This is a genomic window from Erythrobacter sp. HI0063 (assembly GCF_001635685.1).
Classification (GTDB): domain Bacteria; phylum Pseudomonadota; class Alphaproteobacteria; order Sphingomonadales; family Sphingomonadaceae; genus Qipengyuania.
In genome coordinates, this window is record NZ_LWFF01000204.1 from 1 (window position 1) to 16,370 (window position 16,370).

Annotated in this window: 15 protein-coding genes; 6 read left to right on the top strand and 9 right to left on the bottom strand. The window is 64.7% G+C overall.

Annotation, left to right across the window (positions count from 1 at the left end; all coding sequences use genetic code 11):
• Positions 1 to 43 precede the first annotated feature (43 nt).
• The 4 genes from A3736_RS06585 to pgi form a co-directional block, all read right to left on the bottom strand.
• Positions 44 to 1,429, bottom strand: a complete 1,386-nt coding sequence (locus tag A3736_RS06585; RefSeq protein WP_067680847.1) for a DEAD/DEAH box helicase — start codon at positions 1,427 to 1,429, stop codon at positions 44 to 46.
• Between the two features lie 204 nt (positions 1,430 to 1,633).
• Positions 1,634 to 2,302 carry a CDP-alcohol phosphatidyltransferase family protein gene (locus A3736_RS06590; RefSeq protein WP_233999295.1) on the bottom strand — a complete coding sequence of 223 codons (669 nt, stop codon included), beginning with the start codon at positions 2,300 to 2,302 and terminating at the stop codon, positions 1,634 to 1,636.
• A gap of 74 nt (positions 2,303 to 2,376) precedes the next feature.
• Positions 2,377 to 3,267 (bottom strand): DUF4886 domain-containing protein, encoded by an 891-nt coding sequence (locus A3736_RS06595; RefSeq protein WP_067680691.1) that lies wholly within the window; start codon positions 3,265 to 3,267, stop codon positions 2,377 to 2,379.
• Positions 3,264 to 4,847, bottom strand: a complete 1,584-nt coding sequence (pgi, locus tag A3736_RS06600; protein WP_067680693.1) for a glucose-6-phosphate isomerase — start codon at positions 4,845 to 4,847, stop codon at positions 3,264 to 3,266. The genes A3736_RS06595 and pgi overlap by 4 nt, the downstream gene beginning before the upstream one ends.
• 78 nt (positions 4,848 to 4,925) lie before the next feature.
• Between pgi and lepB the strand changes: the two genes are divergently transcribed.
• From lepB to era, 3 genes are read left to right on the top strand one after another with little or no spacing between them, the layout of a single operon-like run.
• The gene (gene lepB / locus A3736_RS06605) at positions 4,926 to 5,774 is read left to right on the top strand and encodes a signal peptidase I (RefSeq protein ID WP_067680697.1); all 849 of its coding nucleotides are present in this window, start codon (positions 4,926 to 4,928) and stop codon (positions 5,772 to 5,774) included.
• Positions 5,775 to 5,784: 10 nt separating this feature from the next.
• On the top strand, positions 5,785 to 6,456 hold the full coding sequence (rnc, locus tag A3736_RS06610; protein ID WP_067680700.1) for a ribonuclease III: 672 nt from the start codon (positions 5,785 to 5,787) through the stop codon (positions 6,454 to 6,456).
• A complete protein-coding gene (gene era / locus A3736_RS06615; RefSeq protein WP_067680703.1) occupies positions 6,453 to 7,382 on the top strand; it encodes a GTPase Era in 930 nt (309 codons plus the stop codon). The genes rnc and era overlap by 4 nt, the downstream gene beginning before the upstream one ends.
• 26 nt (positions 7,383 to 7,408) lie before the next feature.
• On the opposite strand, the gene A3736_RS06620 is transcribed toward era, so the two are convergent.
• The 5 genes from A3736_RS06620 to plsY form a co-directional block, all read right to left on the bottom strand.
• The gene (locus tag A3736_RS06620) at positions 7,409 to 8,071 is read right to left on the bottom strand and encodes a hypothetical protein (RefSeq protein ID WP_156502024.1); all 663 of its coding nucleotides are present in this window, start codon (positions 8,069 to 8,071) and stop codon (positions 7,409 to 7,411) included.
• A gap of 135 nt (positions 8,072 to 8,206) precedes the next feature.
• Positions 8,207 to 8,389 carry a hypothetical protein gene (locus tag A3736_RS06625; RefSeq protein ID WP_067680709.1) on the bottom strand — a complete coding sequence of 61 codons (183 nt, stop codon included), beginning with the start codon at positions 8,387 to 8,389 and terminating at the stop codon, positions 8,207 to 8,209.
• Positions 8,389 to 10,992, bottom strand: a complete 2,604-nt coding sequence (gene topA / locus A3736_RS06630; RefSeq protein ID WP_067680712.1) for a type I DNA topoisomerase — start codon at positions 10,990 to 10,992, stop codon at positions 8,389 to 8,391. Before topA ends, A3736_RS06625 begins: the two co-directional genes overlap by 1 nt.
• Before the next feature lie 125 nt (positions 10,993 to 11,117).
• Entirely contained in the window at positions 11,118 to 12,206 is a 1,089-nt protein-coding gene (gene dprA, locus A3736_RS06635) for a DNA-processing protein DprA (RefSeq protein WP_067680715.1), read from the bottom strand.
• A complete protein-coding gene (gene plsY / locus A3736_RS06640) occupies positions 12,203 to 12,787 on the bottom strand; it encodes a glycerol-3-phosphate 1-O-acyltransferase PlsY (RefSeq protein WP_067680718.1) in 585 nt (194 codons plus the stop codon). The genes dprA and plsY overlap by 4 nt, the downstream gene beginning before the upstream one ends.
• Positions 12,788 to 12,907: 120 nt before the next feature.
• Between plsY and murI the strand changes: the two genes are divergently transcribed.
• From murI to A3736_RS06655, 3 genes are all read left to right on the top strand, one after another.
• On the top strand, positions 12,908 to 13,711 hold the full coding sequence (gene murI, locus A3736_RS06645; protein WP_067680721.1) for a glutamate racemase: 804 nt from the start codon (positions 12,908 to 12,910) through the stop codon (positions 13,709 to 13,711).
• A gap of 127 nt (positions 13,712 to 13,838) precedes the next feature.
• Positions 13,839 to 15,059 carry a 5-aminolevulinate synthase gene (hemA, locus tag A3736_RS06650; RefSeq protein WP_067680724.1) on the top strand — a complete coding sequence of 407 codons (1,221 nt, stop codon included), beginning with the start codon at positions 13,839 to 13,841 and terminating at the stop codon, positions 15,057 to 15,059.
• A gap of 37 nt (positions 15,060 to 15,096) precedes the next feature.
• Positions 15,097 to 16,332 (top strand): cell wall hydrolase, encoded by a 1,236-nt coding sequence (locus tag A3736_RS06655; protein WP_067680727.1) that lies wholly within the window; start codon positions 15,097 to 15,099, stop codon positions 16,330 to 16,332.
• Positions 16,333 to 16,370: the final 38 nt, after the last annotated feature.

The window sequence follows — 16,370 nt, forward strand, 5'->3', positions numbered from 1 at the left end:
GCCGGAGCCTGAAGAGCGGGACGCCGAAGCGCCCCGCTGAAGATCAGCCGCGCGGGGCGCCGCCGCCACCGCCACCACCGCTCCGGCGGCGCCGGTTGCGGTTGCCGCCGGACTGGCCGGACCCTTGGCCCTGACCGCCCGAACCTTGGGGCCGGCCCTTGCGTGCCGGATGCTTGGCCTTGCGCTGCTTGGCGGCATCGCCAGTGGGCGTGACGCGCGGGCGCGCCATGCGCTGCTGCTTTGGCGCAGGCTTGGTCGGGCCGACACCTTCGACCACGGCACGGAAATTGTCGGGCAGTGGCAGACGCTCGAATTCGGCATCGGTCGTCTTGCGGATATCCTTGAGATAACTCCGCTCGTCCTCGGCACAGAAAGCGATGGCAATCCCGTCCGCCCCGGCGCGCGCGGTGCGCCCGATGCGGTGGACATATTGTTCGGGCACGTTGGGCAACTCGTAATTGATCACGTGGCTGACGCCGGGAATGTCGATCCCTCGCGCGGCCACGTCGGTCGCGATCAGCACCGGCGTCTTGGCGCGCTTGAACTCGTCGAGCGCGCGTTCGCGCTGCGGCTGGCTCTTATTGCCGTGGATCGCATTCGCCTGGATGCCAGTCTGCGCCAGCTTCTTCACCACGCGGTCGCAGCCATGCTTGGTGCGCGCGAAGATCAGAACGCGCTCGATCTTGCCGGGCACCTGATGGCGGCCCGACAGGATCAGTTCGAGCAGGCTCTGCTTCTCGTCCTGCTGGACCATGAAGAGATATTGCTCGATCCTTTCGGCGGTGGTGCTTTCGGGCGTCACGCTGACCTGGACCGGATCCTTGCAATAGGCGCCGACCAGTTCCTTGATCTGTTTCGGCATGGTGGCGCTGAAGAACAGCGTCTGGCGCTCTTTCGGCGCGAGCTGGTGGATCTTGCGCAGCGCATGGATGAAGCCGAGGTCCAGCATCTGGTCCGCTTCGTCCAGCACCAGCACTTCGACGCCGTTCAGATTGAACGCCTTCTGGTCGATCAGGTCGAGCAGGCGGCCCGGCGTCGCGACGAGAATGTCGGTGCCGCGATGCAGCTTGTTGCGGTCCTTGTTGACCGAAGTGCCGCCGACGATGGAATGGACCTTGAGGCCCGCCAGCGCGCCGTAATCCTTGGCGCTCTGGGCGATCTGCCCGGCCAGTTCGCGCGTCGGGGCGAGCACCAGCATGCGGCAGGATTTGAACGGAGTCTGCTTGTCCGCATCGCGCAGCCGGTCGATGCTGGGCAGCATGAAGGCGGCGGTCTTGCCCGTGCCGGTCTGCGCGATGCCGAGCAGGTCGCGGCCTGAAAGGACGGGCGGGATCGCCTGCGCCTGGATCGGCGTCGGCGTGGAATAGCCCTTGAGGTCGAGGGCCTGGAGAACCGGCTGTGAGAGGCCGAGATCGGAAAACTGTGTCATGAAAACTCGCATGAAATGCGGCGCGCGCGCGAAAATGGGCGCACGGTCGCGGGGTTTGGAAACCACCCGCGTGAAAAGGGGAGTCTGGGAAATTGCCGAGGCGCGGCCGGGGCGATGGATGTCTCTCACATCGCCGCTTCACGCTGGCTAGCGCGCTTCGGTGACCGTGAAGTGGGCGCGCCCGCGCCTAAAGTCAAGCACGGCTCAACTGCGCCCGCGCCATTCCGCGTTGCGCGCGGGCTCTTCCACCGCCAATCGCCGCGCAGTCACGAGGGTCTGATGGACGAACAGGACGATCATGATCGTGCCCGCAGACGCGGTAAAAATATCGAAGCCGGAAATCCGCCCGAACCAGCCCTGCCCTTCGCTGCCGAACGTCATCATCGCCAGCGTGAAGCCGATCAACAGGAAGCGCAGCTCGGTTGGCCCGGCGGCAAGGTAGGACAGTTTCATCTCGCTCAGCACTCGAACGCGCAGGAAGGCGTGGATCGAGAGTAGGAGATAGCCCGCCAGCGCGACCAGCGCCGACTCCAGTTCGACGTAAGGCGACAGGCCGATCCCCGCGAGCACCAGCAGCGTCGCCAGTCCGTCGCAGCTATGGTCGAGGAAATAGCCGTAGCGCGGGCGTTCGATCTTGCGGAAGCGCGCCAGGCTCCCATCCGTGGAATCGCCGAACCATTGCACCGCATAGCCCGCGATGGCGAGGAACAGCCAATTTTCGCCCAGATTGCTGAGCAGATAGCCCGCGAAGACGAGCACCGCCCCCACCATGCCGAGGAAGGTCATCATGTCGGGCGTAACCCAGCCCGGCAGGCGGGCGCAGATCGCGTTCAGCAGCTTCCTCTCGCTGCGCGCCAGCACGTTTTCCTGAATCCGAACGGGCGGCGGCGCGGCGGGTGCCTGCTCGCCGGTATTGGAGCCGCTGTTTCCTTCGTCGGGTCCTTGAGTCACTCGGCCATGCCCACCTGGGCTGCCGCGATGCGCTGCAAGGCTTCGGCCACCTTGCCTTCGATCCCGAGTTCGTGAGCGGCGCGCTCGCTCCCGCCGAATTGACGCACATCGTAGCCGGTCACTTGCGCGAACACCGTCAGCGCTTCGAGATATGACCCTTCCGCGCTGGCATGGTAGTGATCGTAGCTCCACAGATCGATCGTGTCGTAATCCCGCCCGTCATAGGGGTTGGGATCGGCGATTCCCGCTGCCATCGCGGCATTCCACGCTTCGCCCACGGGTATCACCGCATCGATATCCTCGCTCGCCGCGTCGACCGCGTCCAGTTCGCGCCTGAGGTCGAGCGCCATGGTCTCCACCGGCTTTCCATACCAGTGGCCGTTCGGCTTGTAGGTCTGGTCGGCGCGGCTCCAGGTCGACATCAGATAAACGCGCACGTCGGGCTTCGCGGCAGTAAACAAAGCGGCGAGCGCGGGGGCATCGCGGCGCGTGTCGGTGGCATCGAGCGGACGTTCGGGATTCAGCGTCGAATATTGCTGCATCACCACCACGTCCCAGCCCTGATCGATCGCCTCGCGCTTTTCGTTGAGGTGGAAATCGAGCGTCGTGCCGCCGCGCAATTCGTGGTGGACCGACCATTCCATGCCCGCCTGCTCGGCGAATTTGGCGAACAGAGCGGGGATGCCGCCGACGCGATCTTCGGGCTTTTCGGCGTTCAGATCCTCGACGCTGTCGGGGCGATATCGCAGCACCGCACTGTTCGCGCCCTGCGTGAAGCTGTTGCCGATGAACAGGATGCGGTCGGGCCCATGGGCCGCGAGCGGCGCGGCGAGCGCCCCCGTGACGAAAGCCGCGACAGACAGGGCCAAACGGGCGGCGCGGTTCATTGTGCCATCCCTGCCGCGTCAAGCAGGGCTTCGGTGCTGGCGTCGAAACTTTCCCCGCCGCGCTCGATTGCCTTGGCCATGCTCTTGCCCAGCTCCACGCCGAACTGGTCGAACGGATTGATCCCCATCAACACGGCATTGGCGAAGGTGCGGTGTTCGTGGAACGCGATCAGCGCGCCTAGGCTCGCCGCGTCGAGATCGTCGGCCAGCATGGTGGCGCTCGGCCGGTCGCCGGGGAAATGGCGCGCGGGATTGTCGCCCGGATCGCCTTTCATCAAGGCGGCCCCTTGCGCGAAGCAATTCATCAGCAGGATTCGGTGATGCGCCGGGTCGAGCGCATCGCCCGGCGCGATGCTGGCGATGAAATCGACCGGGATCAGATGCGTGCCCTGATGCAGCAATTGGAACACCGCATGCTGCGCATCGGTGCCCACGCCGCCCCAGGTGATCGGCGCAGTCGGCTCGTTCACCGGTTGCATGTCGGTTGTGACCCGCTTGCCGTTCGATTCCATTTCGAGCTGCTGGAGATAGTCGGGAAACAGGCCGAACCGCTCGTCATAGGCAAAGACGGCGCGGGTCTGGCAGCCCCGGACGCGGGCGTAATACCGATCGGCGAAAGCGGCGAGGAGCGGGAGATTGGCCCGCCCTTCCTGTTCGGCGAAATGCCGGTCGACCGCCTGCGCACCTGCCAGCATCGCTTCGAAATCGTCCCATCCCACCGCGATCGCGACCGGAAAGCCGATCGAGGACCACAGCGAATAGCGCCCGCCGACGCTTTCCATGAAGGGCAGCACCCGCGTCTCGTCGACACCCCATTCGACTGCCTTTTCCGGGCTCGCCGTCAGTGCGACCACTCTGCCCGAAGGATCGGCGACGCCATTATCCTTGAGCCACGTGAGCGCGCTCTGCGCATTGGTCATGGTCTCGATGGTGGTGAAGGTCTTGCTGGCCACCGCGATCATGGTCGTCGCCGGATCGCAGGCTTCGAACGCCGCTTCCAGCGCCACGCCGTCGATATTCGAGACGACATGGACGTCCACCAGCGGGAAGTCGCGGGCCAGTGCGTCGATGGCGAGCGCGGGGCCCAGCGCGCTACCGCCGATGCCGATATGGATCAGGTGCTTCACCTCGCCCAGAGCACCCTGGTGGATCGCTTCGACCAGCATTCGCATCCGGTCGTGGAGCGCCGCGGCCTCCTCCACATCCGCATCCGCCCCGGTCCCGCGTTCCGCAGTGTGGGTTACGGCGCGGTTTTCGGTGACGTTGATCCGCTCGCCCGCCAGCAGCGCCGCCCGCCGCCCGGCGAAATCGCAAGCCTTGGCGAGATCTTCGAATGCATCGAGAAGCGCGCTGTCGAGATGCGTCTTCGACCAGTCGAACAGGATGCCGCCCGCCGATTCCTCTTTGCCCCAGCCGATCCGGCCCGACAGCATGGCGACTCGCTCCGCCCCGGCCGGTTCGTCCGCGCCCTCTCCCCCGTCGCGCTTGCTACTGAAAAGCTCGCCCAGCGTGGGGCGCGGCAGCGCTTCGATACGCGTCCAGATATCGACAGCGGCGGCATGGTCGGGTGCGGCGGACATATGCGAAAATCCTTTCGTGGCGATCCGCCTGCGCCTAGGGATCGCTGCGATGATCGACAAGCCCGAAGCCTGGCCGGAATGACAACGAGTGCCAAGCTCGAACCGTCGGATGCCCGGCGCGACGGGGACCGGGCGGACGGCCGATCCGAGAAGGACGAGAGCTGGGGCAGTTTTCTCGCCTTCGTGCTCAAGCTGGTGCTGGCCGTCATCCTCTTCCGAACGCTCTTGTTCGCGCCCTTCACCATCCCTAGCGAAAGCATGCTGCCGCTGCTGCGGAACGGGGATTACATCGTGGCGGCGAAATGGCCCTATGGCTATTCGCGCCTGTCGCTGCCCTTCGATGCGCCCGTCCTGAAAGGTCGGATCTTTGCGCGCCTGCCAGAACGCGGCGATGTCGTGATTTTCAAGCATCCCTATGACGAGGTCGATTACATCAAGCGGGTGATCGGCCTGCCCGGCGATATTGTGGAATTGCGCGGCGGGCGTCTGCTGCTGAACGGCGCGCCCGTGCCGCAGGACGGGGCGGCGCCGCTCGCAATTCCGCTGTCCGCGAACACGGGCTGCCATCCCGCCGCGCGCGAACGGACGACGCAGGAAGGCCCGGTCTGCGACTATCCCAGCGCGATCGAAACCTTACCCAACGGTCGCTCCTATCGCGTGCTCGACCTGGGCTATGGGCCGGCGGACGATTTCGGTCTCATCGCAATTCCCGATGGCCGTCTGTTCGTAATGGGCGACAACCGCGACAATTCGCAGGATAGCCGCTATGCCGCGCAACCCGGCGGCGGAGTCGGTCTGGTGCCTGCGGATCGGCTCGTGGGACGCGCGAGCATGATCCTTTTTTCCACCGATGGCAGCGCCGAATGGGTCAAACCCTGGACCTGGTTCACCGCCGCGCGGTGGGACCGCATCGGACAAACCCTATGAGGCCACGATTATGAGCGAATTGACGCCCGAAGCGAGGCAGTGGCTGGAAGCGACCGGCTATACGGTCACCGATCAGGCCCTGTGGCTGGCCGCGCTCACCCATGGCAGCATGGGGGAAAAGCGCGATTACGAACGGCTGGAATTTCTGGGCGACCGGGTGCTGGGCCTCGCCATTGCGGACTGGCTGTTCGAACGCAGCGAAGCGCCGGAAGGCAAGCTGTCGCAGCGCCTGAACGCTCTCGTCAGCCGCGCCATGTGCGCCGAAATCGCGCGCGGCATCGGCCTTGCGCCGCATGTCCGCATCTCGAAACAGGCCATGGCCGATGGCGGGCGGGACAGCGACAATATTCTGGGCGACGTCATGGAATCGCTGCTGGGCGCGCATTTCATCGAACACGGCTTTGCCGCCACGCGCGATCTCGTGCACCAATTGTGGCGGCCTGCGCTGGAAAGCGGCGCAGGCAAGGCCAAGCATCCCAAAAGCGCGCTGCAGGAATGGGCAGCGGGCAATCAACGCAAACCGCCCGAATACGAAGTCGTCGACCGGTCGGGCCCCGATCACGCGGCGAAATTCACCGTCCGGGTCAAGGTCCACAAGGTCGGCGAGGCGCAAGGCACCGCCGGCAGCAAGGGCGAGGCGGAGAAGGCGGCGGCAAAGACTTTCATGGAGAAATACGGGTGAGCGACAATCAGATCAAAGGCGGCCAGACCAAATGCGGCGTCGTCGCCGTGATCGGCGCGCCGAATGCGGGCAAGTCCACGCTGGTGAACCAGCTGGTCGGCCAGAAAGTGGCGATCACCAGCGCCAAGGCACAGACCACGCGCGCCCGCATGATGGGCATCGCGCTGCACCCCGATACCGATCCCGACACGCAGATGATCCTCGTCGACACGCCCGGCATCTTCGCTCCCAAAAGGCGCCTCGACCGCGCAATGGTGAGCGCGGCCTGGGAAGGCGCGGAAGCGGCGGACGCGGTGCTGCTGATGGTCGATCCGATCAAGCAGCGCAGGCACGAACTGGAACCGCTGATCGAACAGATTGCCGGTCGGCCCGAACGCAAGATCCTGGTTCTGAACAAGGTGGACCGGGCGAAGAAAGAGCCGCTGCTCGCCCTGGCGCAGGAGCTGGGCGAAAAGGCCGACTTTACCGAAATCTACTTCGTGTCCGCCCTGACGGGCGATGGCGTCGCGGAGATGAAAGCCGCCCTCGCCGCGCTGATGCCGGAAGCGCCGTGGATGTATCCCGAAGACCAGGTCAGCGATGCGAGCGAGCGCTTGCTGGCCTGCGAGATCACGCGCGAACAGCTCTACAAGCAGCTGCATGAGGAACTGCCCTATGACAGCGCAGTGCGGCCCGAGAAATATGTCGAGCGCCAGGACGGCAGCGTCGAAATCCACCAGCAGATCGTCGTTATGCGCGACAACCAGCGCGCCATAGTCCTCGGCAAGGGCGGCAGCCGCATCAAGGAAATCGGACAGGCCGCGCGCGAGGAATTAAGCGAGCTGCTGGGCCGCAAGGTCCATCTCTTCCTGCACGTGAAGACCGATGAGCGCTGGAGCGAGGACAAGGAGATGTTCGAGGAGATGGGGCTGGACTGGGTGCGGTGAAGGATTTTCCTTCACTACTCGAACGGTCACTGCGCTTGTGACGTAAACCTCGCGCTCAGGTTAGTGACATACGGCACCGCCTGTCCGCTCTGAGAGGTCATCACGCCGAAATTACCATCCTCGATCCGGGAACAGACAATTTTTTTCAGCACCTCGGCAATTTCAGGCGAGCCGTCGCATTCGGCGACGTTACCCTGATCGTCGACCGCCACGACAAGAGAAAGGTTGTACGGGCCATCGGAACCCTCAGGAAATTTGTTCAAAACAATTTCGACATCGGGAGACGTTGTAGCGTTTCTGACTTCCCTCTCGTTCTTTTGACCGTGACTGACGATTTTCAACATGGTTATCAGACGTCCGAAGGTCGGCTCGTCCTCATGATTTTTTGCCGGAACCAATTTTACCTGCTCGTAACTCGCGCAGACTTCATCGACCTTGTTTATCTCTCCGGCGAAAAGCGAGGAGGAGCACTTGTAGATCTTCCCGCTAGGATCGACCCACAGATCCACGGTGACGGCAAAGGCCGAAACGCGATCAGCGCTGGCCGATAATGGTCCTGAGGTGAGCATGTTGAGCGATCTTCGGTCAAATGAAGGCGCCGTAGTCTCTGCCAAAGATGGTGATGCAACGAATCCGAGCACACCCATCATGAGAAGAAGCATTTTTCTCCTTGGCATTTTGCGCCGCATAGCAGTGACTCCTCCCTTTCGGGGTTTTTCCGAATTCGAATCCTCAAGATTTTTAAATCGCGATTTTGAGACTGTCTACAGCGACCTTGCTCATCAGATTTGAGCGTCACCTCATTAAGAGAACCGACAAACTGCTTACCGCTTCTTCAAAATTTCGATCTTGTTCTTCTTCGCGAAATCCTTGGTCGACTCCTCGCTCCGCCCGATTGCCTTGGCGATTTCCTTGAGGCCCTTGCCCTTGCCGGCCAGCATGCGCAGCTGGCCTGCCTCTTCGGCTTTCCAGGGCTGTTTGTGGCGTTCGAAAAACTCCTTCGCCATCACTCGGCCTCCGTCTTCTTAGGCGCCGCCTTCTTCTTTGCAGCGGGTTTCTTAGTAGGGGCTTTCTTCGCCGGAGCCTTCTTCGCAGCGGCTTTCTTCGCCGGGGCCTTCTTCTTTGCGGGGGCCTTGCGCTTTTTCTTCGCCGGGCCCTTGGCCGCTCGCGCGTCGATAAGTTCGATCGCCTGCGATTCGGTCACGTCCTCGGGCTTCATGTCCTTGGGGATCGTCGCATTTGTCGTCCCGTCGGTGACATAGGGACCGTAGCGGCCCGGCATCACCTTCATTTCGCCGCCGCTGGTCGGATGTTCGCCCAACGTCTTGATCGGTTCCGCCTTGGCGCGTCCGCCGCCGCGATTGGCCGACTGGGCGAGGATATCGACCGCTCGGTTCATGCCGACTTCGAACACTTCGCGCGTGTTCGACAGCTTGCCGTATTTGCCATCGTGCCTGAGATACGGCCCGTAACGCCCTATCGCGGCTTCGATATCCTTGCCGGTTTCGGGATGCTGGCCGACGATGCGCGGCAGGTTCAGCAGCTTGATCGCCCATTCGAGATCGAAATCGTCGAGATCCTTGGGAATGCTCGCGCGCTTGGCTTCCTTGCCCTCGCCGAGCTGGACATACGGCCCGAAGCGTCCACTCTTGCGCTCGACCGGCAGGCCGGTCTCCGGATCCTCACCCATCACGCCGTCATCGGCAGGATCCTCGCCATCCGCGCCCGGCTGGGCGAAGCGGCGCGTGTATTTGCAGTCGGGATAATTGGCGCAGGCGACGAACGCGCCATAGCGCCCGCCGCGAAGCGCCAAGCGCCCGCCATCGCGCCCCTCCTGTTCGCATAACGGGCAGAAGCGCGGATCCTTGCCATCGGCGCGTTCGGGGAAGAGGAAGTCGGAAAGATATTCGTCCAGCACCTCGGTGACTTCGGACGGCTTCTTCTCCATCACCTCTTCGGTTTTGGGCTTGAAGTCTTTCCAGAAGGCTTCGAGCAATGTCTTCCAGGCCTCGTTCCCGGCACTCACCTCGTCGAGCTCGTCCTCCATCCCGGCGGTGAATTCGTAGGCGACGTAGGTCGGGAAGAACCGCTCGAGAAATGCCGTCAGCAATCGGCCCGATTCCTCTGCGAAGAAACGGTTTTTCTCCATCCGGACATAGGCGCGATCGCGCAGGGTCTGGATGGTGCTGGCATAGGTGGAGGGCCGTCCGATGCCGAGTTCTTCCAGGCGTTTCACCAGCGAGGCTTCGGAAAAGCGCGGCGGCGGCTGGGTGAAATGCTGGTTCGCCTCGACCGCGCTCTTGCTCGGCGCATCGCCCTTGCGAAGGACGGGGAGCAGGCCCTCGTCCTCGTCGTCGGTATCGTCCCTACCTTCTTGATAAACTGCGAAATATCCGGGGAATTTGACCACCTGGCCGGTCGCGCGCAGCTCGTGCTGGCCGGTCGCATCGCGCAGCGTCACGGTGGTGCGCTCCAAAAGCGCGGTCGCCATCTGGCTCGCCATGGCGCGCTTGAAGATCAGGTCGTAAAGCTTGGCCTCGTCGCCCGATCCGGCGCGGTCCTTGCGGAAATCGGTCGGCCGGATCGCTTCGTGCGCTTCCTGAGCATTCTTCGCCTTGGTGCTGTAAAAACGCGGTTTTTCCGGACGGTAATCGTCGCTGAACCGCTCCACGATGGCATCGCGCGCAGCCATGATGGCGCTCATGTCCATCTGCACGCCGTCGGTCCGCATATAGGTGATCGCGCCCGCCTCGTAGAGCGACTGGGCCAGTCGCATCGTGTGGCTGGCGGAGAAGCCGAGCTTGCGGGCTGCTTCCTGCTGCAGGGTGGATGTTGTGAAGGGAGGCGCGGGATTGCGCTTCAGCGGCTTGGTCTCGACCTCTTCGACCGTGAAGCGCCCTTCCTCGACCGCCTTCCTGGCGGCCATCGCGCTGCCCTCTTCGCCGAGCGTCAGCTTCTCGAGCTTCTTGCCGTCATACCGGACCAGCCGGGCATCGAAGGCGGTGCCGTCATGCTGGAGCTTGGCGAGCACGCTCCAATATTCGTCGGGCCGGAAGGCTTCGATCTCGCGCTCGCGCTCGCACACCAGGCGCAGGGCGACCGACTGGACGCGGCCCGCGCTCTTGGCGCCCGGCAGGCGCCGCCAGAGGACGGGCGAGAGCGTGAAGCCGTAAAGATAATCGAGCGCGCGGCGCGCCAGATAGGCGTCGATCAAGGGCTGGTCGAGCTCGCGCGGGGATTTCATCGCCTCTGTCACCGCGCCTTTGGTGATCGCGTTGAAAGTCACGCGGTCGACCTTGGTCGGCAGGGCCTTGCGGTTCCTCAGCAGCTCGCGGACATGCCAGCTGATCGCCTCCCCCTCGCGATCGGGGTCGGTGGCGAGGACGAGGCGATCGGCCTTCTTGGCGGCGTCCGCGATTTCCTTGAAGCGGCTCTGCTTGTCGCGATAGAGTTCCCAGTCCATCGCGAAATCCTCGTCAGGTCGCACGCTGCCATCCTTGGGCGGCAGATCGCGGACATGGCCGTAACTGGCGAGAACCTTGAAGTCCTTGCCGAGATATTTCTCGATGGTTTTGGCTTTCGCCGGTGATTCAACGATGACGAGTTGCATGGATGTGAGAGCCGTCCCTTAGGTGTGCCTATACGTGCACGTGTGCGTATACGCGCGAAAATGGGGATCGGGTGAGAGCGGCGTCAAGCGGGATAGTTATCCAGCGAGAAAAGATGGCGCGGCGCTTACCTGAGCGAGACCCGCCCTGCGGCGTGCCGCTCCAGCCTTCCGGCGATTTCCAGTTCCAGCAGCGCCAATTGCACCGCCGCCGCGCCTGCGCCCGACTGGCGGATCAGCTCGTCCACCGAAACGGGTGCGGTCGTGAGCAGGGCGGCGATGTCAGCCGGTTCCGCTTCCGCCAGCTCTTCGGGTGCGTGATCGAACGTGCCCACCGGCTCGCGGAAGGTCGATCGCGGGCTTCCGTCGAAGCCGCTCAGCAGTTCCACGACATCCTCGGGCGAATTGACCAGCACCGCGCCTTCGCGGATCAGATGGTTGCAGCCGTGGCTGCGCGGCTCCAGCGGGCTGCCGGGGATCGCCATGACCTCGCGCCCCGCCTCGCCCGCCAGCCGCGCGGTGATGAGGCTGCCGGATTTCACTGCCGCTTCGACGACGAGCGTCCCCGAGGCGAGCCCGGCGATGATGCGGTTGCGGCTGGGGAAATGGCTGCCGCGCGGTTCGGTGCCGGGTGGCTGTTCGGCGATCAGCAGACCTTCGCTCGCGATCCGGTCCTGCAAGTCCCGATGCTGCGGCGGATAGGCGATATCGATCCCGCTGGCGATCACGCCGATGGTCTGTGGAAACGCGCCTTCATGCGCCGCGCCGTCGATCCCGCGTGCCAAACCCGAAACCACCGTGAAGCCCGCTTCCGCCAACCCTTGCGAGAAATCGCGCGCCAGCTTCACCGCCGCCGCACTGGCATTGCGCGCGCCGACCACGGCGACGCAGGGCCGCGCGGCCAGAGCGAGATCGCCGCGAAAGGTCAGGATCGGCGGCGCTCCGTCGATTTCGCGCAGCGGAGCGGGGTAATCCGGCCGATCGTGAAACAAGTATTTCGCGCCCGCCCGGCGCACCGCCTCGACCTCGCGCTCCACCTTTTCGCGTGGCACCGCGCTGTAGGAACCGCCGCCGCTTCTGCCGATCGTCGGCAGGGCTTCCAGCGCCGTCTCGGCATCGCCGTATCGCGCCAGCAATTGAGCGTAGCTGACCGGGCCGATGCGCGGGGACCGCAGCAGGCGAATGCGCGCAAACGCCTCGGCCTGGGTCAATGTCACGTCTTGCCGCCCACCTTCGGCTCTTCACCCTTCAACAGCCGGGCGATATTGGCGCGGTGGAGATAGATCACCAGCACGGCGATCGCGTCAAGCACCGGGAAGAATTGCGGATAGCCGAACAGCGGCGCCGCCGCCGCAGCCGCCACCACCGCGCATAGTCCGGCGAGCGAGGAGATGCGGAACGCGGCCAGTACGCCCAGCCAAACCGCTGCGTAGACCAGCCCGATGGGCCAGGCGAGGCCGAAGCTGACACCCGCATTGGTCGCCACGCCCTTGCCCCCCTTGAAGCCGAGCCAGACGGGATAGCAATGGCCGATCACCGCCGCACCGGCGGCGAACGCCATCGCCACCTCGCCCCAGATCGCGCCCGCCAGCGCGACCGGCACGAATCCCTTCGCCAGATCGAGCAGCAAAGTCGCCGCCGCCACTTTCTTGTTGCCGGTGCGCAGCACGTTGGTGGCGCCGATATTGCCACTGCCCTGCTGGCGCACATCGCCGAGCCCGGCAGCTTTCGTCAGCAGCAGGCCGAAGGGTATCGATCCGATAAGATAGCCGAGCAGCGCGGCGAGAATATTGTCCACCTGGAACTCCGTTCGTCCCCACCTCGTGACCGCGAAGGCGGTTGTCGGGGGACCGCTTTTTTGTCTAGCGCAGGGTCTACGGTGAAGGACGGTCCTTCGGCAAGCAGAGGACGAACGGTTTTGGAAGAAAGCGCAGGCCCCGCCCCCATCCTGCTGTTCGATTCGGGCGTCGGCGGACTGACCGTGCTCGCCGAACTGCGCGCGCTGATGCCGCAGGCGCCGGTGATCTATGCCGCCGATATCGCAGGCCTGCCCTACGGCGCGAAGACCGAAGCGGAGATCGCCGCGCGCGTCTCCGGCCTGCTGGGCCGCATGGCCGAACGCTTCCAACCGCGCCTCATCTGCATCGCCTGCAACACCGCCAGCACGATTGCGCTCGGCATGGTGCGCGATGTGCTGGAAACGCCGATCGTAGGCACCGTGCCTGCGATCAAGCCCGCCGCCGCCATGACGAAAACCGGCACGATCGGCCTGCTGGGCACCGAAGCGACCGTGCGCCAGCGCTATGTCGACGACCTCGAGCGCGAATTCGCCAAGGGCAAGACGCTGCTGCGATACGGCGCAAACGATCTGGTTGCGCTGGGCGAGGCCAAATTGCGCGGCGACACGGTCAGCGTCGATGCGGTGGCGGACGCAGCCAAGGGGCTGGTGCTTCAGGAAAACGGCCAGGATCTCGACACGGTCGTGCTGGCCTGCACCCATTTCCCCCTGCTCGAGCCCGAGCTGCGCGAGGCGTTTGGGCCCGAAGTGCGGTTCATCCACGGGGCGGACGGTATCGCGCGGCGGATCGCCAGCCTGGTCGAGGGCCAGGCGTTCGAGCGCGCAAAGCCGGATTTCGCCGTCACGACCGGACCGGCGGATGATTTCGACCGCCTGGCCCCTGCGTTCGCACGGCACGGGATCGAGCATCTGGTGCAGTTCTAGCGGCGCAAGCGCCCGCAGGCCCTTGCGAATCGTTCGCAAAGATCGCGGTGGCGAAAGCGCGCTTTAAGGATTAGATGGCGAGCCTATGACGGCCGCTCGAAAGGCGGCGTGGATAGCGGTGTTACGCGTGAATTACGGACACATCTTCGACCAGGCGATCGATCGGCTCCATTCCGAGGGCCGCTATCGCGTCTTCATCGACATCATGCGCAACAAGGGCGCGTTCCCCAATGCGCGCTGCTTCCACGGGCATAACGGCCCCAAGCCGATCACCGTGTGGTGTTCCAACGATTACCTCGCCATGGGCCAGCATCCCAAGGTGATCGAAGCCATGGAAGAAGCGCTGCACGATGTCGGCGCTGGTTCGGGCGGCACGCGCAATATCGGCGGCAACACGCATCTGCACGTCGCGCTCGAACGGGAACTGGCCGATCTCCACGGCAAGGAAGGCGCGCTGCTGTTCACCAGCGGCTACGTCTCGAACGATGCCACCTTGTCCACGCTCGCCAAGCTGCTGCCGGGCTGCGTGATCTTCTCCGACGAGCTGAACCATGCCAGCATGATCGCCGGCATCCGCAATTCGGGCTGCGAGAAGCGGGTGTTCCGCCACAACGATCTCGATCACCTCGAACAGCTTCTCGCTGCCGAAGACGCGGACGTGCCCAAGCTGATCGCCTTCGAAAGCGTCTATTCGATGGATGGCGATGTCGCGCCGATCCACGAAATTTGCGACCTTGCCGAAAAATACAATGCGCTGACCTATATCGACGAGGTCCACGCGGTCGGAATGTACGGTCCGCGCGGCGGCGGCATTTCGGAGCGTGACGAAGCGGCGCACCGCATCGACATCATCGAAGGCACGCTGGGCAAGGCGTTCGGCGTGATGGGCGGCTATATCGCAGCCGACACCCGCGTGATCGACTGCATCCGCAGCTATGCGCCGGGCTTCATCTTCACTACCTCGCTGTCTCCTGTGCTGGTCGCTGGCGTGCTGGCGGCGGTGAGGCATCTGAAAAGTTCGAGCGAGGAACGCGATGCGCAGCAGGCCAATGCGGCCATGCTGAAGGCGATCCTGCGCGAACGTGGCCTGCCGGTGATGGATTCGACCACCCATATCGTCCCGCTGATGGTGGGCGATCCGGTGCGCGCGAAGAAGATCAGCGACATCCTGCTCGCCGAGTACGGCGTCTACGTGCAGCCGATCAATTTCCCCACCGTGCCGCGCGGGACGGAGCGCCTGCGCTTCACCCCCGGCCCGGCCCATACGGTCGAAATGATGCACGAACTGGGCGATGCGCTGGTCGAGATTTGGGACCGCATGGAGCTGGAACTGCGCCAGGCGGCGTGACAGCCCCTGCCTTTCGCCAACCTAGCGGCGGCAGACGATGACAGCACCGTCCTCTTCCGCCTCGCGCTGGCGCGATAACGCTCCGCTCTATGCGATCGGGGCGCTTCTGATCGCAGTGTTCGCGGCTCTGGCCATCTGGAGAGCGGGTTCGCCCGCACCGCCCGCTGAAGTTGAGCGCCCGGTCGCAGCGTCTCCAAGTACCGGCACCCCGCTTCCGCTCGACGCCCTGCCCGCCGATGCCGACGATGCGGCAGTGGTCTGGTCGCGGCTCGGGCCGGAGGAAGCGCGGGCGCGCAATGCGTCCGTGCCGCTGGCGGCGGGCGGTGTCGGCACGGCCCGTCCCTTCGCCTTCACCGGCAACGGTGTCGATCGCGAACGCGCGACCGGATGCCTTGCGCTGGCGGCTTTGGCCGAAGCGGGCCAAGGGAGCGGGGACCAAGGCGAGGCGGACCAGCGCGCCGTCATGCAGGTGGTGCTCAACCGCGTACGCCACCCCGCCTTCGCGAACACCGTCTGCGGCGTCGTCTTCGAAGGATCGGAGCGCGCGACCGGGTGCCAGTTCAGCTTCACCTGCGACGGATCGCTCGCGCGGACCTATCCCGCCGCCGCGATGCAGTCCGCCCGCCGCCGCGCCATCGAAGCGCTGGGGGGTTATGTCCACGCGCCCGTCGGCAATGCGACCCACTACCACGCCGATTACGTCTGGCCGTGGTGGAGCCCCCGCCTCGACAAGGTCGCCGTCGAAGGCCCGCACATCTTCTATCGCTGGCGCGGCTTCTGGGGCACGCCCCAGGCGCTGAGCGCGCGCTATCGCGGGAGCGAACCCGACCCGCTCGGCCTCGAAGCCACAGCCGAAGCGGTCGAGCGCCTCGCCCTCCCCACCCGCAGTTTCGCCGAGGACGGCGCGGCGATGCGCACCATCACCGCAGGCGCGCAGGATACCCCCCGTGTGATCGAACGCCGCGATGACCGGCCGCTCCCCAGCTCCGGCGATCCGCGAGTCCATTTCGTGCTGGTCGCCCGCTCGGACGATCCCGCTGCCCTCATCGAACGCGCCCGCGCCCTGTGCCCCGGCGAAAGATTCTGTCAGGTCTATGGCTGGACCGAGAGCGAGGCCATTCCCGATGCGCTCCCGCTGTCGGATCGGGCGCGCCGAAATCTGCGTTTCAGCTTCCTGCCTGCCCGATCCCGCAATGGAGAAGCGATCTTTTTCGATTGTCAGCTTTTCCCCACTCCATCGCAGGGTCGTTGCATGCCGCGTGCACGGCCATGATGGCGCGCGAGTGCCGTAAGGGATTTGGCGGCGCGGCC

Excerpts from the sequence above, each read along its gene's own strand:
- A3736_RS06585 (WP_067680847.1), bottom strand. The coding sequence starts at position 1,429 with ATGACACAGTTTTCCGATCTCGGCCTCTCACAGCCGGTTCTCCAGGCC.
- A3736_RS06595 (WP_067680691.1), bottom strand. The coding sequence starts at position 3,267 with ATGAACCGCGCCGCCCGTTTGGCCCTGTCTGTCGCGGCTTTCGTCACG.
- pgi (WP_067680693.1), bottom strand. The coding sequence starts at position 4,847 with ATGTCCGCCGCACCCGACCATGCCGCCGCTGTCGATATCTGGACGCGT.
- lepB (WP_067680697.1), top strand. The coding sequence starts at position 4,926 with ATGACAACGAGTGCCAAGCTCGAACCGTCGGATGCCCGGCGCGACGGG.
- rnc (WP_067680700.1), top strand. The coding sequence starts at position 5,785 with ATGAGCGAATTGACGCCCGAAGCGAGGCAGTGGCTGGAAGCGACCGGC.
- A3736_RS06620 (WP_156502024.1), bottom strand. The coding sequence starts at position 8,071 with ATGCGGCGCAAAATGCCAAGGAGAAAAATGCTTCTTCTCATGATGGGT.
- A3736_RS06625 (WP_067680709.1), bottom strand. The coding sequence starts at position 8,389 with ATGGCGAAGGAGTTTTTCGAACGCCACAAACAGCCCTGGAAAGCCGAA.
- topA (WP_067680712.1), bottom strand. The coding sequence starts at position 10,992 with ATGCAACTCGTCATCGTTGAATCACCGGCGAAAGCCAAAACCATCGAG.
- A3736_RS06655 (WP_067680727.1), top strand. The coding sequence starts at position 15,097 with ATGACAGCACCGTCCTCTTCCGCCTCGCGCTGGCGCGATAACGCTCCG.